General features: G+C 71.5%; 13 protein-coding genes. 9 read left to right on the top strand and 4 right to left on the bottom strand.

The window, feature by feature from the left end:
* Positions 1 to 16 precede the first annotated feature (16 nt).
* The 3 genes from FB559_RS35775 to FB559_RS35785 are packed head-to-tail and all read left to right on the top strand — an operon-like array spanning position 17 to position 2,191.
* Positions 17 to 931 carry an FKBP-type peptidyl-prolyl cis-trans isomerase gene (locus FB559_RS35775; RefSeq protein ID WP_141961330.1) on the top strand — a complete coding sequence of 305 codons (915 nt, stop codon included), beginning with the start codon at positions 17 to 19 and terminating at the stop codon, positions 929 to 931.
* Positions 932 to 973: 42 nt separating this feature from the next.
* Entirely contained in the window at positions 974 to 1,693 is a 720-nt protein-coding gene (locus FB559_RS35780) for a helix-turn-helix transcriptional regulator (protein ID WP_141961331.1), read from the top strand.
* Between the two features lie 33 nt (positions 1,694 to 1,726).
* Entirely contained in the window at positions 1,727 to 2,191 is a 465-nt protein-coding gene (locus FB559_RS35785) for a DUF3291 domain-containing protein (protein WP_141961332.1), read from the top strand.
* Positions 2,192 to 2,960: 769 nt separating this feature from the next.
* Here FB559_RS35785 and FB559_RS35790 read toward each other — a convergent pair.
* Positions 2,961 to 4,031, bottom strand: a complete 1,071-nt coding sequence (locus FB559_RS35790; RefSeq protein ID WP_141961333.1) for a DUF3866 family protein — start codon at positions 4,029 to 4,031, stop codon at positions 2,961 to 2,963.
* A 50-nt stretch (positions 4,032 to 4,081) separates the two neighbouring features.
* On the opposite strand from FB559_RS35790, the gene FB559_RS35795 reads away from it, so the two are divergent.
* The 6 genes from FB559_RS35795 (at position 4,082) to FB559_RS35820 (ending at position 10,679) form a co-directional block, all read left to right on the top strand.
* A complete protein-coding gene (locus FB559_RS35795) occupies positions 4,082 to 5,026 on the top strand; it encodes a helix-turn-helix transcriptional regulator (RefSeq protein WP_141961334.1) in 945 nt (314 codons plus the stop codon).
* 64 nt (positions 5,027 to 5,090) lie between these two features.
* The gene (locus tag FB559_RS35800) at positions 5,091 to 6,029 is read left to right on the top strand and encodes a helix-turn-helix transcriptional regulator (RefSeq protein WP_141961335.1); all 939 of its coding nucleotides are present in this window, start codon (positions 5,091 to 5,093) and stop codon (positions 6,027 to 6,029) included.
* Between the two features lie 376 nt (positions 6,030 to 6,405).
* On the top strand, positions 6,406 to 6,594 hold the full coding sequence (locus FB559_RS35805) for a hypothetical protein (RefSeq protein ID WP_141961336.1): 189 nt from the start codon (positions 6,406 to 6,408) through the stop codon (positions 6,592 to 6,594).
* 60 nt (positions 6,595 to 6,654) lie between these two features.
* Positions 6,655 to 6,981, top strand: coding sequence for a Sec-independent protein translocase subunit TatA (gene tatA, locus FB559_RS35810; RefSeq protein WP_141961337.1), 327 nt, complete (start codon positions 6,655 to 6,657; stop codon positions 6,979 to 6,981).
* A gap of 85 nt (positions 6,982 to 7,066) precedes the next feature.
* Positions 7,067 to 7,894: a twin-arginine translocase subunit TatC gene (tatC, locus tag FB559_RS35815; protein WP_246122354.1), complete on the top strand. Its 828-nt coding sequence runs from the start codon at positions 7,067 to 7,069 to the stop codon at positions 7,892 to 7,894.
* Positions 7,895 to 7,955: 61 nt separating this feature from the next.
* Positions 7,956 to 10,679 carry a DEAD/DEAH box helicase gene (locus FB559_RS35820; protein ID WP_141961338.1) on the top strand — a complete coding sequence of 908 codons (2,724 nt, stop codon included), beginning with the start codon at positions 7,956 to 7,958 and terminating at the stop codon, positions 10,677 to 10,679.
* 628 nt (positions 10,680 to 11,307) lie between these two features.
* Here the strand turns inward: FB559_RS35820 and FB559_RS35825 are convergent.
* From FB559_RS35825 to FB559_RS35835, 3 genes are all read right to left on the bottom strand, one after another.
* On the bottom strand, positions 11,308 to 12,048 hold the full coding sequence (locus tag FB559_RS35825; protein WP_141961339.1) for a Crp/Fnr family transcriptional regulator: 741 nt from the start codon (positions 12,046 to 12,048) through the stop codon (positions 11,308 to 11,310).
* A 110-nt stretch (positions 12,049 to 12,158) separates the two neighbouring features.
* Positions 12,159 to 12,659 (bottom strand): hypothetical protein, encoded by a 501-nt coding sequence (locus FB559_RS35830; RefSeq protein WP_141961340.1) that lies wholly within the window; start codon positions 12,657 to 12,659, stop codon positions 12,159 to 12,161.
* A 103-nt stretch (positions 12,660 to 12,762) separates the two neighbouring features.
* Positions 12,763 to 13,665: a 5'-3' exonuclease gene (locus tag FB559_RS35835; RefSeq protein ID WP_246122356.1), complete on the bottom strand. Its 903-nt coding sequence runs from the start codon at positions 13,663 to 13,665 to the stop codon at positions 12,763 to 12,765.
* Positions 13,666 to 13,695 lie beyond the last annotated feature (30 nt).

A 13,695-nucleotide genomic window follows, 5' to 3' on the forward strand; every position in this document is an offset into this window, starting at 1 on the left:
ACTGGAGGTTCGGCAAATGCGGCGCGCCGCACCATTCGTCGTGCTCGCCCTCCTCGCCGCGTGCGGTGTCGCATGCAGCGGGGGAGGGCTGCCCGATGGCCTGAAGGTGAACGGGGACATCGGCAAGCAGCCGACGGTCACCATCCCCGGCTCCAGCCCGGACGCGAAGCTCGCCGTCAAGACGCTGCACACGGGCAAGGGCTCGAAGGTGGCGAACGGCGACCTGGTCGTGGCGAACTACGTGGGCTACCGCTGGAACGGCGGCGACCACAAGCTGATCGCCAGCAGCTATGACTCCGGGCAGCCGGCGATGTTCCCGTACGGCCACCTGGTGCCGGGGCTGAACAAGGCGCTGGCCGGGCAGCGGCCGGGCGGCCGGGTCATGGCGGTGATCCCGCCGGGCCAGGGGTACGGCGCGAACGGTTACGCGCCGATGCAGATCGGCGCCAAGGACTCCCTGGTGTTCGTACTGGACGTCGTCGCGGCCTACCCGAACGGCGCGAGCGCGCAGGGCAGACCGCAGCCACAGTCCGACGCGCGCCTGCCGCGCGTGTCGGCGGGGGCGACACCGACGATGAAGGTCCCGCACGTACGCCCGCCGGCCAGGTTGCAGGTCCGCACCATCGTGCAGGGCACGGGCAAACCCGTGCAGGCGCGGCAGCTCGTGGTCTTCCACGACCTGGGGCAGATCTGGCGCAACGGCAAGGTGTTCGAGTCCTCGCGCGATCGCGGCCATCCGGACTCGGTGGTGGTGGGTGCCCGGCAGATGATCGCCGGCTGGGACCGCGCGGTCGTGGGCAAGCCGGTCGGCAGCCGGGTCCTCGTCGTGGTGCCGCCGGGTCAGGGGTACGGCGCGAAGGGCCACGCCGCGTCGGGCATCGCGAGCAAGGACACCCTGGCGTTCGCGATCGACATCCTCGCCGCGTACTGACCGCCGCGTCCCGTACGGGGGCGGCCTCCTTACAATCGGCGCGTGAGCGATGTCGAGGCCATCACGGCCCTGGGCGACCCGGTGCGACGGCGGCTGTACGACTATGTGGTCGCCCAGGACCATGAGGTCGGCCGGGCGGAGGCCGCCGAGGCGGCGGGGATCCAGCGCACGCTGGCCGCCTTCCACCTGGACCGTCTGGCCGGCGTCGGCCTGCTCGACGTGGTCTTCCGCCGCCCGGAGGGGAAGGGCGGCCCGGGCGCGGGCCGGCCCGCCAAGCTCTACCGCAGGTCCGAGGCCGACCACGTGGTGAGCCTGCCGCCCAGGGACTACGGGACCGCGGCGGTGCTGCTTGCCGAGGTCGTGGACGCCGTCGGCGCCGAGGCCGGCCTGGAGGAGATCGCCCGGCGGCACGGGCGCGCCGCCGGGGCCGCCGCGGCGGAGGGTGGCGCGGCGAAGGCCGGCGTGGCGAAGGCTGGCGTCGAGGAGGGCGGCGCGGTGGAGGGTGGCGTGGCGAAGACCGGCGTGGAGGAGGTGCTGGCCCGGCAGGGGTACGCGCCGTACCGCGAGGGGGATGTGATCCGCATGCGCAACTGCCCCTTCCACACGCTGGCCAGGGAGTTCCCGCCGCTCACCTGCGGCATGAACCTCGCGTTGATCGACGGGCTGCTCGAGGGCATGGGCGAGACCGGCCTGTCGGCGCGCCTGCGGCCGAGTCCGGGAGACTGCTGCGTGGAGATCGTCTCTAAAAATAATGATCATTGACATTAGAGTATCGGCGATGATCTGCTGTCGCCCATGACGGGTCATCACCTCGCACAGCTCAACGTCGGCCGCCTGCTGGAACCATTGGACGCCCCCGAGTCGGCCGGTTTCGTGAACGGCCTCAAACCGATCAACGCCCTGGCGGACGCGTCGCCGGGCTTCGTGTGGCGCCTGACCGACGAAGGGGGCGAGGACGCGACCGGACTCCGCCCGAACGGCGACGACATGATCGTCAACCTGTCGGTGTGGGAGTCGCTGAAGGCATTGTGGGACTTCGCGTACCGCTCGGACCACCTGGAGTTCGTCCGCCGCCGCCGAGAGTGGTTCGTGCGTACGGAGGAGCCGGTCGCGGTGCTGTGGTGGGTCCCGGCCGGCCACATCCCGCCGGTGGAGGAGGCGCTGAGCCGCCTCGCCCAGCTGAGGGCGGAGGGTCCGGGCCCGCATGCCTTCACCTTCCGCCAGCGCTACGACGCCGAAGGCGTCGCCCTGACAACGTGATCTACAATGTAAAGGCGTCGGCCGTGAAGCCGCCGCAGGGACAACCCCTGAGAATCCAACATGCGCCGCCCGACGCAAGGCCACCTGGCATAGCCGGCACGGGGCCCGCGCTGCCCAGCACGCAGGCACGGCCCAGGCCATCTGGCACAGGCCGCCCGACCCGGCGCGCCTGGCCCCCCACGCCTGGCATGCCCGGCACGGGGCCCGCGCTGCCCGGCACACACGCCCGGCACACACGGCCCGGCACGCCAGCCTGGCCCGACACGTCCCGCCCGGCACGCCCGGCTCGGCCCGGCCCGAGCTGCCCGGCACGCCCAGCCTGGCCCGACACGTCCCGCCCGGCACGCCCGGCTCGGCCCGGCCCGAGCTGCCCGGCACGCCCAGCCTGGCCCGACACGTCCCGCCCGGCACGCCCGGCTCGGCCCGGCCCGAGCTGCCCGGCACGCCCAGCCTGGCCCGACACGTCCCGCCCGGCACGCCCGGCTCGGCCCGGCCCGAGCTGCCTGGCACGGCCGGCCCGAGCCGCCCGGCACGCCCAGCCCGGCCTGGCACGCGCCGCCTGGCATGCCTCGCCCGGCCTGGTGGGCCCGGCCGGTAAGCCCCGCCCGGTAAGCCCCGCCCGCCCTGGGGGGCTCGATCCCATTCCTATTGTCCAGTGCAGGTCGCGGCGCCCGGAAGGCGCAACCGGTTCCTGTGGATAACTCGTCGCCGACAAGGAGGGCTGAGGCGAGGCCAAGAGCCGGCGGGGCCTGACGGTGGGCGGGGTGGGTCAGGTCAGTAGCGCCGCCGCGTGGCGGCCGGCGGCCGCGACCGCCAGGAAGCCCGCCAGATCCTCGTCGAGTCCCCGGCCCATCGTCGACAGGCGTACCGGGGACTTGCGCAAGGCCTCCTCCAGGCCCTCCACCGGCACGCGCACCAGCTCATGCCGCTCGCCCAGCGGCGACGCCTCCGCGACGACCCTTGCGCCGAAGTCGCCCGGCAGTTCCGGCACCACGACCTGCGCGCGTGCCAGGGCAACCCGGCCGTAGGCGGTCAGGCTGTGGTGGGAGATGCCCCGGTGGCGCTCGCGCGCGTCGGCCTCGCTCACGCGCAGCGACGCCACCGGGCGTCCCGCCAGCACACTCGCGGCGTTCACCGCCTCGCCCGCCGACACGCCCGAGAAGCCCCAGCGGGTTCCCGTGCCGAGGTTGCCCGGTCCCTGCGCGACGATCGCGACCTCGGCGTCGAGAACGAGGCGGGCGGCGAGCAGGCCGGTGTGCAGGGTCACCGCCTCCAGGTCGCCGCCGAACGCCTGGCCCACGGTGACGACCGCGGACAGGGCGCCGGCCTCGCGCAGCGCCGCGGCCGAGCGCGAGAACCAGGCCGGCAGCGCCCCGCCGTCCGGCATGACGTACACGACACGCGTGCCAGGGCGTTCCAGGTGCAGGCCGGCGACGATCGCGGGCACGGCCGAATGGAGGTCGGCCACGATCACCGGCATGCCGCCGACCGAGTCGGCCTCGCGGAGCACCTCATGGTGGGGGGAGTCCTGCTCGTCGGCGCCGAGCACGGTGGCCTGCAGCGGTGTGTACCGCGCCTTGACCAGGTGGCCGGGGCCGGACGGGTCGGGCGGGAAACGGTCCGGGACGGCCACGACCATGGCGTACCCTCCGGTACCGAGCCCCATGGCGAGTGCCGTGGTGTTCAGCAGCACCTCATCGCCCGGCTGGGGCGTTCCCACCAGCGCCGGATAGGCCAGTGCGCGGGCCGCACCATCGTTTTCGATCTCTACGTCGAGTTCGACCGCTCCGGGCCACTCCCGGCGTATCTTGACAACCGTGCCTTTGCGCCATCGGATCACCCGCCAACGGTAGCGTCGGAGGCCACGGGGACGGGTAATAAGGAGAGCCGATGTCACGCCGCAAGACCGAGCGGTTGCTCAATCTCGTGGTGTGCCTGCTGGCCACCCGCAGATACCTCAGCGCCGAGCAGATCCGCCAGGCCGTGCCGGGCTATCCCGACGGCTCCGAGGCGTTCAAGCGCATGTTCGAGCGCGACAAGGAAGAACTGCGCGAGCTCGGCATCCCCCTGGAGACCGGCAGCGACGGCGACGAGGAGGCCGGCTACCGCATCCAGCGCCAGGCGTACGAGCTGCCGGAGATCCAGCTGAGCCCGGACGAGGCCGCGGTGCTCGGCCTGGCCGCGCGGGTCTGGCAGCGCGCCAGCCTGGCCGAGGCCGCCTCCGGGGCGCTGCTGAAGCTGCGTGCGGCCGGCGTCGACACCGCCGAGGCGGCCTCTCTCGGCATCGAGCCGAGGGTCGACACCCACGAGCCCGCCTTCCCCGATCTGTGGAGCGCGGTACGCGACCGGCGGCCGGTGACCTTCGACTACCAGGGGGTCGGCCGCAGCGCCCCGCAGCGCCGCCACCTGGAGCCCTGGGGCGTGGTCAGCCGCCGCGGCCGCTGGTACGTCGCCGGGCATGACCGCGACCGCGGGCAGGTGCGGGTGTTCCGGCTCAGCCGGATCCTGGGCGACGTCACCGCCGACGGTCCGCCGGGCACCGTCGTGGTGCCCGAGGACGCCGACGTACGCGAGATCGTGGCCTCCAGCAGCAACCCGGCACCGGACCGGCGCACGGCCACGGTGCGCCTGCGGCACGGCGCCGCGCACGGCATCCGCCGCTGGGCCGCCGGCGTACGCCCCGATGACGGCGACTGGGACGTCGCCGAGCTGGGCTTCGCCGACGTCGACCGGCTCGTCGACTATCTGGCGGGATTCGCCGACGATGTCGTCGTGGCAGGCCCGCCCGACGTGCGCGACGCGATGATCCAGCACCTGAAGGCGGTACTCGCATGAGTGAGCGGAGCGAACGAATCAAGGGCACAGTGCCTCAGGTCACTCCTCCGGCGCAGGAGGTCACATGAGCTCGGCCGACCGTCTCACGCGGCTTCTCGCGCTGGTCCCGTACGTCATCAGCCGCACCTCGGTGAGCGTCGCGGAGGCCGCGGCGGCGTTCGAGGTCACCGAGAAGCAGCTGATCGACGACCTGAACCTCCTGTGGTGCGTCGAGCTGCGCGCCCCCGACCCGTACTGCCCGATCGACCTGTCCTACGAGGGCGGGGAGATCGTGGTGAGCGAGGCCGAGTCGATCAGCCGCCCGCTGCGGCTCGACGTGGACGAGGCCTCCGCGCTGCTGGTGGCGCTGCGCACGCTCGCCGAGATCCCGGAGCGCGGCGACGCGGTGAGCCGGGTGATCGCCAAGCTGGAGGACGCGGCCGGCAGCGCGGCACGGCCGAGCAGCCAGGTGTCGGTGCAGGTGGACGTCCGCCCGGACGTCCTGGTCCGCGTACGCGCCGGGCTCGACGAGGGCCGGCGGCTGCGGATGACCTACTACGTGCCCGGCCGCGACGAGAACACCGACCGCGACGTGGACCCGATGCGCCTGCTCCTGGTCGACGGCTGGTCCTATCTGGAGGGCTGGTGCCGCAAGGCCGAGGCGGTACGCCTGTTCCGGCTGGACCGCATCGTGGAGCTGGAGGTGTTGGACGTCGCCGCGAGCATCCCCGCGGACGCCGAGCCGGTCGACGTCGACCGCGGGCTGTTCCGGCCGTCGCCGGATGACATCCGGGTCCTGCTGGAGCTGACGCCGTCCGGGCGCTGGGTCGCCGACCACTACCCGTGCGAGAGCGTCACCGACCTGGGGGAGGGACGCCTGCGCGTCGAGCTGCGCACCCGCGACACCCGCTGGGTACGCAGGCTTGCGCTGCGGCTGGCCGGCGACGGCACGATCATCGCGCCGGGCGGCCTGGCGGCCGAGGTGCGCGACGACGCCGAGCGTGCGCTGGGCCTTTACGCCTAGTGCGTCGCGATCACGCAGGTGTTGCCTAGGGTCTGTCTCATCGTCATGCTGTTTGCCGTGTGGCGCGGCCTGGGTGGCACCACCTGGGGTTATCCACAGAATCCCGCTCCACTTTCGCCTGCGGCCGTTCCGGCTGGACAATGTGAGTGGGATGGCACCCCCGGGCGGGTGGGCTTCACGCGGGTGGGCTTCACGCGGGTGGGCTTCACGCGGGTGGGCTTCACGCGGGTGGGCTTCACGCGGGTGGGCTTCACGCGGGTGGGCTTCACGCGGGTGGGCTTCACGCGGGTGGGCTTCACGCGGGTGGGCTTCACGCGGGGCGCGGCCCGGACCGAGGACCTCGAGACAGGCACTACGGGGCGTGTAGTCTCGGCGTGTGCTGTGGGTGATGGTGTTCATCGGGCTGGCCTTCGCCGGTCTGCTCGTCATCGCGGCCTGTGCCGTCAAGGTCTTCGCCGCCGTCCGCGGCCTCGGCCGTGAACTCCGGCACACCAGGGAGCGACTGGAGCCGAAACGTTCGGCGCTCTCGGTCGCGGCACAGCGTCTGGAGCGGGCGCGGGAGTGAGCCACCGGCCCGGACGGCGTACGATCGGGGAAGAACCGGCCACTGCTGAAGAGGACTGTCATGGATCTTGGACCGTGGGAGATCGCGATCATCGCGGTCGTCATCTTGGTGCTGTTCGGCTCGGCGAAGCTGCCTCAGGCCGCACGTTCGCTCGGACGCTCGATGCGCATCTTCAAGTCCGAGACCAAGGGCCTGATCAACGACGATGAGGACAAGCAGACCGCGCCGAACGACGCGCGTGCCGAGGCCGCACGGCTGCGTGAGCAGGCCGCCCGCCTGGAGGCCCAGGCCGGGCCGCAGGAGCTGAACGCCCCCCAGAGCGGCGGCGACAGCACCACGGTCAACGGCGTGCCGCTGCACCAGACGGAGCAGGGCAAGCACTCCTGACTGACGAGCCGGAGCTCATAACCACATGTCGGCGATGAAGGTGTCCCGGCGGCGTGCCGCCCCTGCGCCGAACCCAGATGGGCGCATGCCGCTCATCGAGCACATTCGTGAGCTGCGCAACCGCCTGCTCAAGGCCATGGTCGGGATCCTGGCAGGAGGCATCGTCGGCTGGATCTTCTATGACCCGATCTGGCGCGTCCTGCAACACCCGTACTGCAAGATCCCGCAGTCCAACCGGCTCAACGGCCACTGCGCGCTGACCACGACGGGGATCCTCGACCCGTTCGTGCTTCGGCTGAAGATCTGCCTGATCATCGGGGTCGTGCTCGCCTCGCCGATCTGGCTGTTCCAGATCTGGGCGTTCGTGGCGCCGGGGCTGTACCACCGCGAGCGGCGCTGGACCTACGTCTTCATGGGCGGCGCGATCCCGCTGTTCGCCGCGGGCGCGTTCCTGGCCTACGAGACGCTCGACAAGGGCCTGGGCATCCTGCTCGGCTTCACCCCGGACCAGGTCATACCCCTCGTCACGATCACGAGCTATCTCAGCTACGCCGTCGCGATGCTGTTGATCTTCGGGGCGACGTTCGAGCTGCCACTGTTCGTCGTGGTGCTCAACCTCGCCGGAGTGCTGACGCACGCCCGCATCAGAAAGTGGCGGCGCACGCTGGTCTTCGGCATCTTCGTCTTCGCCGCCGTGGCGACGCCCAGCCAGGACCCCTTCACGATGCTGGCCCTGGCGCTGCCCACGGTCGTGCTGTTCGAGGTCGCCGAGGTCATCGCCTACTTCCACGACCGCCGCAAGGCCGGCCGCCCCGACGTGTACGCGGACCTGTCCGACGACGAGGCGTCCCCGCTGGATCTTCGGGACAACGACGACAGCGACGACGACCTGGAGGACACGCCACGGTCCTGACGGCGGTCTTGATCGCGGGAGCGTTGCCGTCGCATGCCCGGCACTTCCGTAGGCTTGGACCATGACCACCCCCGCGGAGCGCTACGCGGCGCACCGTCAGCGCGTGGCGGGCTTCACGCCCGCGCTGACGGAGTTCCAGGGCCTTTACGACTTCGACCTCGACTTCTTCCAGGTCGACGCCTGCCGGGCGCTGGAGAACGGCCATGGCGTGCTCGTCGCCGCCCCGACCGGGTCGGGCAAGACCGTCGTCGGTGAGTTCGCCGTCCACCTGGCGCTCGCGGGCGGGCAGAAGTGCTTCTACACCACGCCGATCAAGGCGTTGTCGAACCAGAAGTACACCGACCTGCTGCGCCGCTACGGGCCCGACAAGGTCGGCCTGCTCACCGGGGACAACACCATCAACGGTGAGGCGCCCATCGTCGTCATGACGACCGAAGTGCTGCGCAACATGCTCTACGCCGGTTCCCCGACCCTGAAGGGGCTGGCGTACGTCGTCATGGACGAGGTGCACTACCTGGCCGACCGTTTTCGCGGCCCGGTCTGGGAGGAGGTCATCATCCACCTCCCCGAGTCCGTACGCCTCGCGGCGCTGTCGGCGACGGTCAGCAACGCCGAGGAGTTCGGGGAGTGGCTGCAGGAGGTACGCGGCGACACCACCGTGATCGTCGACGAGCACCGCCCGGTGCCGCTGTGGCAGCACATGCTGGCCGGCAACCGCCTGTACGACCTGTTCGTCGACGACGACCAGACCAAGGTCAACCCGGCGCTGCGGCGCTTCGCCCTGGACGACCTGCGCCGTACGAAGGTCAACCAGAACCGCCGCAGCGGCCGCCGGCGTGAGGCCCGGCCCCAGCGGTTCCGGCCGCCGCCCCGCACGGACGTGATCGACCGCCTCGACCGTGCCGGGCTGCTACCCGCGATCACGTTCATCTTCAGCCGGGCCGGCTGCGACGCCGCCGTCGAGCAGTGCATGTACTCCAACCTGCGGCTGACCTCCAAGGAGGAGGCCGAGGAGATCCGCGCGCACGTCGAGGCGCGCACCGCGGACATCCCCCAGGAGGACCTGGACGTCCTCGGCTACCGGACGTGGCGTGCCGCGCTCGAACGGGGCCTGGCCGCACACCACGCGGGGATGCTGCCGACGTTCAAGGAGATCGTCGAGGAGCTGTTCACCCAGGGCCTGATCAAGGCGGTCTTCGCCACCGAGACGCTGGCCCTCGGCATCAACATGCCCGCACGCACCGTCGTCATCGAACGCCTGGTCAAGTGGAACGGCGAGATGCACGCCGACCTGACGCCGGGGGAGTACACCCAGCTCACCGGGCGGGCCGGACGCCGCGGCATCGACATCGAGGGCCACGCCGTGGTGCTGTGGACCCCCGGAGTCGACCCTGGATCGGTGGCCGGCCTGGCCGGCACCCGCACGTACCCGCTCAACTCCAGCTTCCGGCCCTCCTACAACATGGCGGTGAACCTCGTCGGCCAGGTGGGCCGCGAACGCGCGCGTACGCTGCTGGAGGAGTCGTTCGCGCAGTTCCAGGCCGACCGTGCCGTGGTCGGGCTGGCACGGCAGCTGCGGCGCAACGAGGAGGCCCTGGAGGGCTACCTGGAGGCCGCGACGTGCCATCTCGGGGACTTCAAGGAGTACGCCGGGCTGCGGCGGCGGCTGTCGGACCGGGAGAAGGCGCTGGCCCGCGAGCGTACGGGCGCGCAGCGCGCCGAGGCCGCGCGGTCGCTCGAACGCCTGCGCGCCGGTGACGTCATCGTCGTGCCGAACGGCCGCTGGGCGGGTGTCGCGCTCGTCCTCGAACCCGGCGGGGCCAAGCGCGTCGACGACCCCTCGCCCCTGGTGCTGACCGTCAACCGCCAGGTCAAGCAGCTGGCGCTGATGGACTTCCGCGGTCCGGTCGAGCCGGTCGAGCGCGTGCGGATCCCCGCGTCGTTCAGCCGCAAGTCGCCTCAGCACCGCCGTGACCTGGCCTCCGCGCTGCGCAACAAGACGGCGGGGATCGAGATCGAACGGCCGGTGAGGCGCCGCGAGGCGGCGGGAGAGGACCCGGAGATCGTGGAGCTGCGCCGGCGGCTGCGCGAGCACCCGTGCCACGGCTGCGCCGAGCGCGAGGACCACTCCCGCTGGGCCGAACGCTACTTTCGGCTCGAACGCGAGACCGCCGACCTGCGGCGCCGGGTGGAGGGCCGCTCCCAGGTGATCTCCCGTACGTTCGACCGGGTGTGCGCGGTGCTCGAACAGCTCGGCTACCTCAAGGACGAACGCGTCACCGACGCGGGCCGCCGCCTCGGCCGTCTCTACAGCGAGTCGGACCTGCTCACCGCCGAATGCCTGCGCGAGGGCATCTGGGACGGCCTGGACTCCGCCGAGCTGGCGGCGACCCTGTCCGCCCTGGTCTACGAGTCGCGGCAGGCCGACGACGGCAAGACTCCGCGCATCCCGGGCGGCCCGGTACGCGAGGCGCTGACCGAGATGGTCCGCCTGGCCGACGACCTGCGTGAGGTCGAGCGCGACCACCGCGTGGACTTCCTGCGCGAGCCGGACATGGGCTTCGTGTGGGCCGCCTACCGCTGGGCGCGCGGGCACCAGCTGGACGCGGTGCTCAGCGACGCCGACCTGACCGCGGGCGACTTCGTCCGCTGGGTCAAGCAGCTGCTCGACCTGCTCGGCCAGGTCGCTGACGCGGCGCCGCGCGGCAGCGGAATCCGCGACACGGCGGGCAAGGCGATGGACGCGATGCGCCGCGGGGTGGTCGCCTACTCCTCGGTGGCCTGAGCACCCGCGGCGAGCACGGGACGCGGCGCAGCCGTCGGCAGCTGTGGAGCCGGTCGCCGAGAACATCGAGGTCGTCCGGTCTCGCGGAGCGCCCGTGTCGTCCGATCTCGCGGAGCGTCCGTCGAAGCGGTGACCGGTCTGCCCGGTGCGGAGATCGGCGCGACGGTGGTGGCGCCACTCCTCGTCGTCGGTCACGCCCTGGATCGCCCGGATGTCGGATCTGCCGGGCACGGTATCTGCCGGGCGGGACACCGTGTCTGCCGGGCACCGTGGCCGGTGGTGCCCGAACCGGCCTTAGCCATCACGTCACCCGGCACGGCGTCGACGACCACCAGGGTTTCCCTGCCCTGGCAATGGCATCAGGCCGGTGGACCCACACCGGCCAGGGCGGTGCGGCCGGCCGCGGCGAGGTGGAGGTCGCGGCCGTGGGCGGCCGGATCTCTCGGTCGAGTGCGGCTCAGGTTCGTGGTGCCGGACCTCGCTCCCGTCGCAGGCGACGGTGTTCCTGGTCGCGTGGACCGTGGGGGTCAGGCCAGGGGAGGCTCCGAAGGACGGGCCGACGCACGGGAGCATGGCGGCGCCGGCACTTGAGGCCGGGCAGGTAACGGAGCGGGGCGTGGCCGGGCGGTCAGTCGTCCTCGGCCTCGGCCACTTCGCGTAGTGCGTCGGGGTCGGTGATGAGGATCCGCATGCGCTGGGTGACGACGACGCCGTCCCTGCGCCACACTGTGAGCGCGCGTGCGACCGTCTCACGGGCTCGGCCGATCATCGTGGCCAGCTCGTGCTGGGTCAGCGGCAGCGGCAGCGCCACGGCGCTGTCAGGGCCGTCGACGCCATAGCGCTCGGCGAGGTCGAGCAGGAGCAGCGCCAGCAGCTTCGGGCCGCTCGTGCCCACCTGGGACGTCATCCGGCGGTCGGCGTCGTCCATGCGGCCGACCATCACCCGGGCGAGCACCTGCGCCGCGTGGGCGTGGCCGTTGAGGAAGTTCGCGAACTGCTCGGCCGGGACCGCCAGCGCGCGGACCCGGTTGAGGGCCTTGACGTTGGCCGATCGCGGGCGGCCGTTCAGCCAGCCGCTCTCGCCGATCGTGTCGGCCGGTCCGCGGATCGCCAACATGACCTCGTGGCCGTCCGCCCGTCCGGCCGTCACCTTGGCCCAGCCGTCCAGAATGATCAGGACATGGTCGGGGTCGGCGCCCTGACTGCACAGCAGCGCGCCGGCCGCGTATTCACGGATCCGGCCGGCCGCGCGGAGCGCGGTCCGTTCGGACTCGTTCAGTGCCTGCCAAAAACCGTGTCTGTTCGCGAGGGTCTCCTGCACCGAGTTCCCGTCTACCCGTCCCGGCAGAGGTTCGCCATTGAACCTCATTTTCTCCAGTGGACCTAATAAAGGGGACGCCTGTCTAGGGGGCCGGCACCCGGCTCATGAGGAGTGGGGCGGTTTTTTCACGATCCGGATGCCGGCCAGTATGTGGTGCCCTAATGGCCCGACGCCATCGCGACGGCAATGGCGCTCCAGGCCAGCAGGGCGGTCCCCGAGACGTACGCCCAGATCAGCGCCCGCTGGGTGAGCGTCTCGCGGTGACGGGTGGCCGCCGTCAGCCGTTGCAGCTGCAGGACGGCCGGCGCGCACAACTCCGGCGCGTCGCCCGGTATCTCGGCGATGAAGCGGTAGAACTCCTCCTGCGCCGCCCTTGTCAGGCGCGCGGCGCGTACGAGGAGGATCACGACGAGGGTTCCGGCGGCGAGCACCGGGACCAGCGCCGCGAAGAGCAGGCCGCTGTAGGGCGCGCGGCTCGCCGACTCGAGGGTGCGGGCCTGCACGACCAGCCCCATGGCGCCGGTGGCGACGATCCATCCGGCGAAGGCGGTCGCGTGATTGGAACGCTGGACCATTGCGAACATCGCACTCACGCCGCCGAACGCCGCCCCGTCGTCCCCCGGGTAGGCTGGTGTCCGCCCGCTGAGCATCGTCGTCATGGCCGCCTCTCAGTTCTTTTGGCGCAACTTTCAGTGCGCCTCTCACTGAATGAAAACTCCGGGCGGTCCAGAACACTGCGCCATATGACGCGCAATCAACGCATTAGTCGGATACCGCTTTGACAGCCCCGAGCAAGCGGTTGACGGGCCCTTCAAGATTCCATCGGTCGGTGAGCTCGACCAGGCGTTCCGGTGCGCGCGGAGTGCTCGGCAGACGGGCATCGATGTCCGGAAGGGGAATATCGGTGACCACGCGGACGACCATTTCAGCCGAGCCGAGGTAGTCACGCGCCTTCTCCAGCTTGAGCCGGCTTCCGGCGGGAAATCCGGAAGTATCACCCGTCTCAAGGGCCTTTTCGATCCCTTCCAGTGAGCCGAATCTCGTGATCAGTGCCGCGGCCGTCTTGTCCCCGATGCCGGGCACGCCGGGCAGCCCGTCGCTCGGGTCACCGCGCAGCGTCGCGAAGTCGGCGTACGCGCGCCCCGGGATGCCGTACTTGTCGGTGACCTCGGCCTCGCCCATGACCTGGAGCGCCTTGATGCCGCGCGCGGTGTAGAGGACCCGCACCGGTTTGTCGTCGCGGACCAGCTGGAACAGGTCGCGGTCGCCGGTGACGATGTCCACCTCGCCGTCCTGGAGGGTGGCGAGCGTGCCGATGACGTCGTCGGCCTCGTAGCCGGCGGCACCGACCTGGGCGATCCCGAACGCCGCAAGGACCTCCTCGATCAGCGGGACCTGCGTGCCGAGGGCCGGCGGCGTCTGGTCACCGCCGTCGGGCCCGACCCGGTGTGCCTTGTAGGAGGGCAGCGCGTCGACCCGGAACTGCGGCCGCCAGTCCGCGTCCATGCAGGCGACCACCGAGTGCGGCGACCGGTCGCGTACGAGCCGCGCGATCATGTCGAGCAGCCCGCGGATCGCGTTGACCGGCGTGCCGTCGGATGCGGTCACCGACTCCGGCACGCCGAAGAACGCGCGGAAGTACAGCGATGGCGTGTCTAGCAGCATGAGTCCACCCACGCCCCCATCTTGGCAGGC

The organism is Actinoallomurus bryophytorum (genome assembly GCF_006716425.1).
Classification (GTDB): domain Bacteria; phylum Actinomycetota; class Actinomycetes; order Streptosporangiales; family Streptosporangiaceae; genus Actinoallomurus; species Actinoallomurus bryophytorum.

Coding starts and splice junctions, on each gene's coding strand:
- FB559_RS35775 (WP_141961330.1), top strand. CDS start 17: ATGCGGCGCGCCGCACCATTCGTCGTGCTCGCCCTCCTCGCCGCGTGC.
- FB559_RS35835 (WP_246122356.1), bottom strand. CDS start 13,665: ATGCTGCTAGACACGCCATCGCTGTACTTCCGCGCGTTCTTCGGCGTG.
- FB559_RS35820 (WP_141961338.1), top strand. CDS start 7,956: ATGACCACCCCCGCGGAGCGCTACGCGGCGCACCGTCAGCGCGTGGCG.
- FB559_RS35830 (WP_141961340.1), bottom strand. CDS start 12,659: ATGACGACGATGCTCAGCGGGCGGACACCAGCCTACCCGGGGGACGAC.
- FB559_RS35800 (WP_141961335.1), top strand. CDS start 5,091: ATGAGCTCGGCCGACCGTCTCACGCGGCTTCTCGCGCTGGTCCCGTAC.
- tatA (WP_141961337.1), top strand. CDS start 6,655: ATGGATCTTGGACCGTGGGAGATCGCGATCATCGCGGTCGTCATCTTG.
- FB559_RS35785 (WP_141961332.1), top strand. CDS start 1,727: ATGACGGGTCATCACCTCGCACAGCTCAACGTCGGCCGCCTGCTGGAA.
- tatC (WP_246122354.1), top strand. CDS start 7,067: ATGCCGCTCATCGAGCACATTCGTGAGCTGCGCAACCGCCTGCTCAAG.
- FB559_RS35825 (WP_141961339.1), bottom strand. CDS start 12,048: ATGAGGTTCAATGGCGAACCTCTGCCGGGACGGGTAGACGGGAACTCG.
- FB559_RS35795 (WP_141961334.1), top strand. CDS start 4,082: ATGTCACGCCGCAAGACCGAGCGGTTGCTCAATCTCGTGGTGTGCCTG.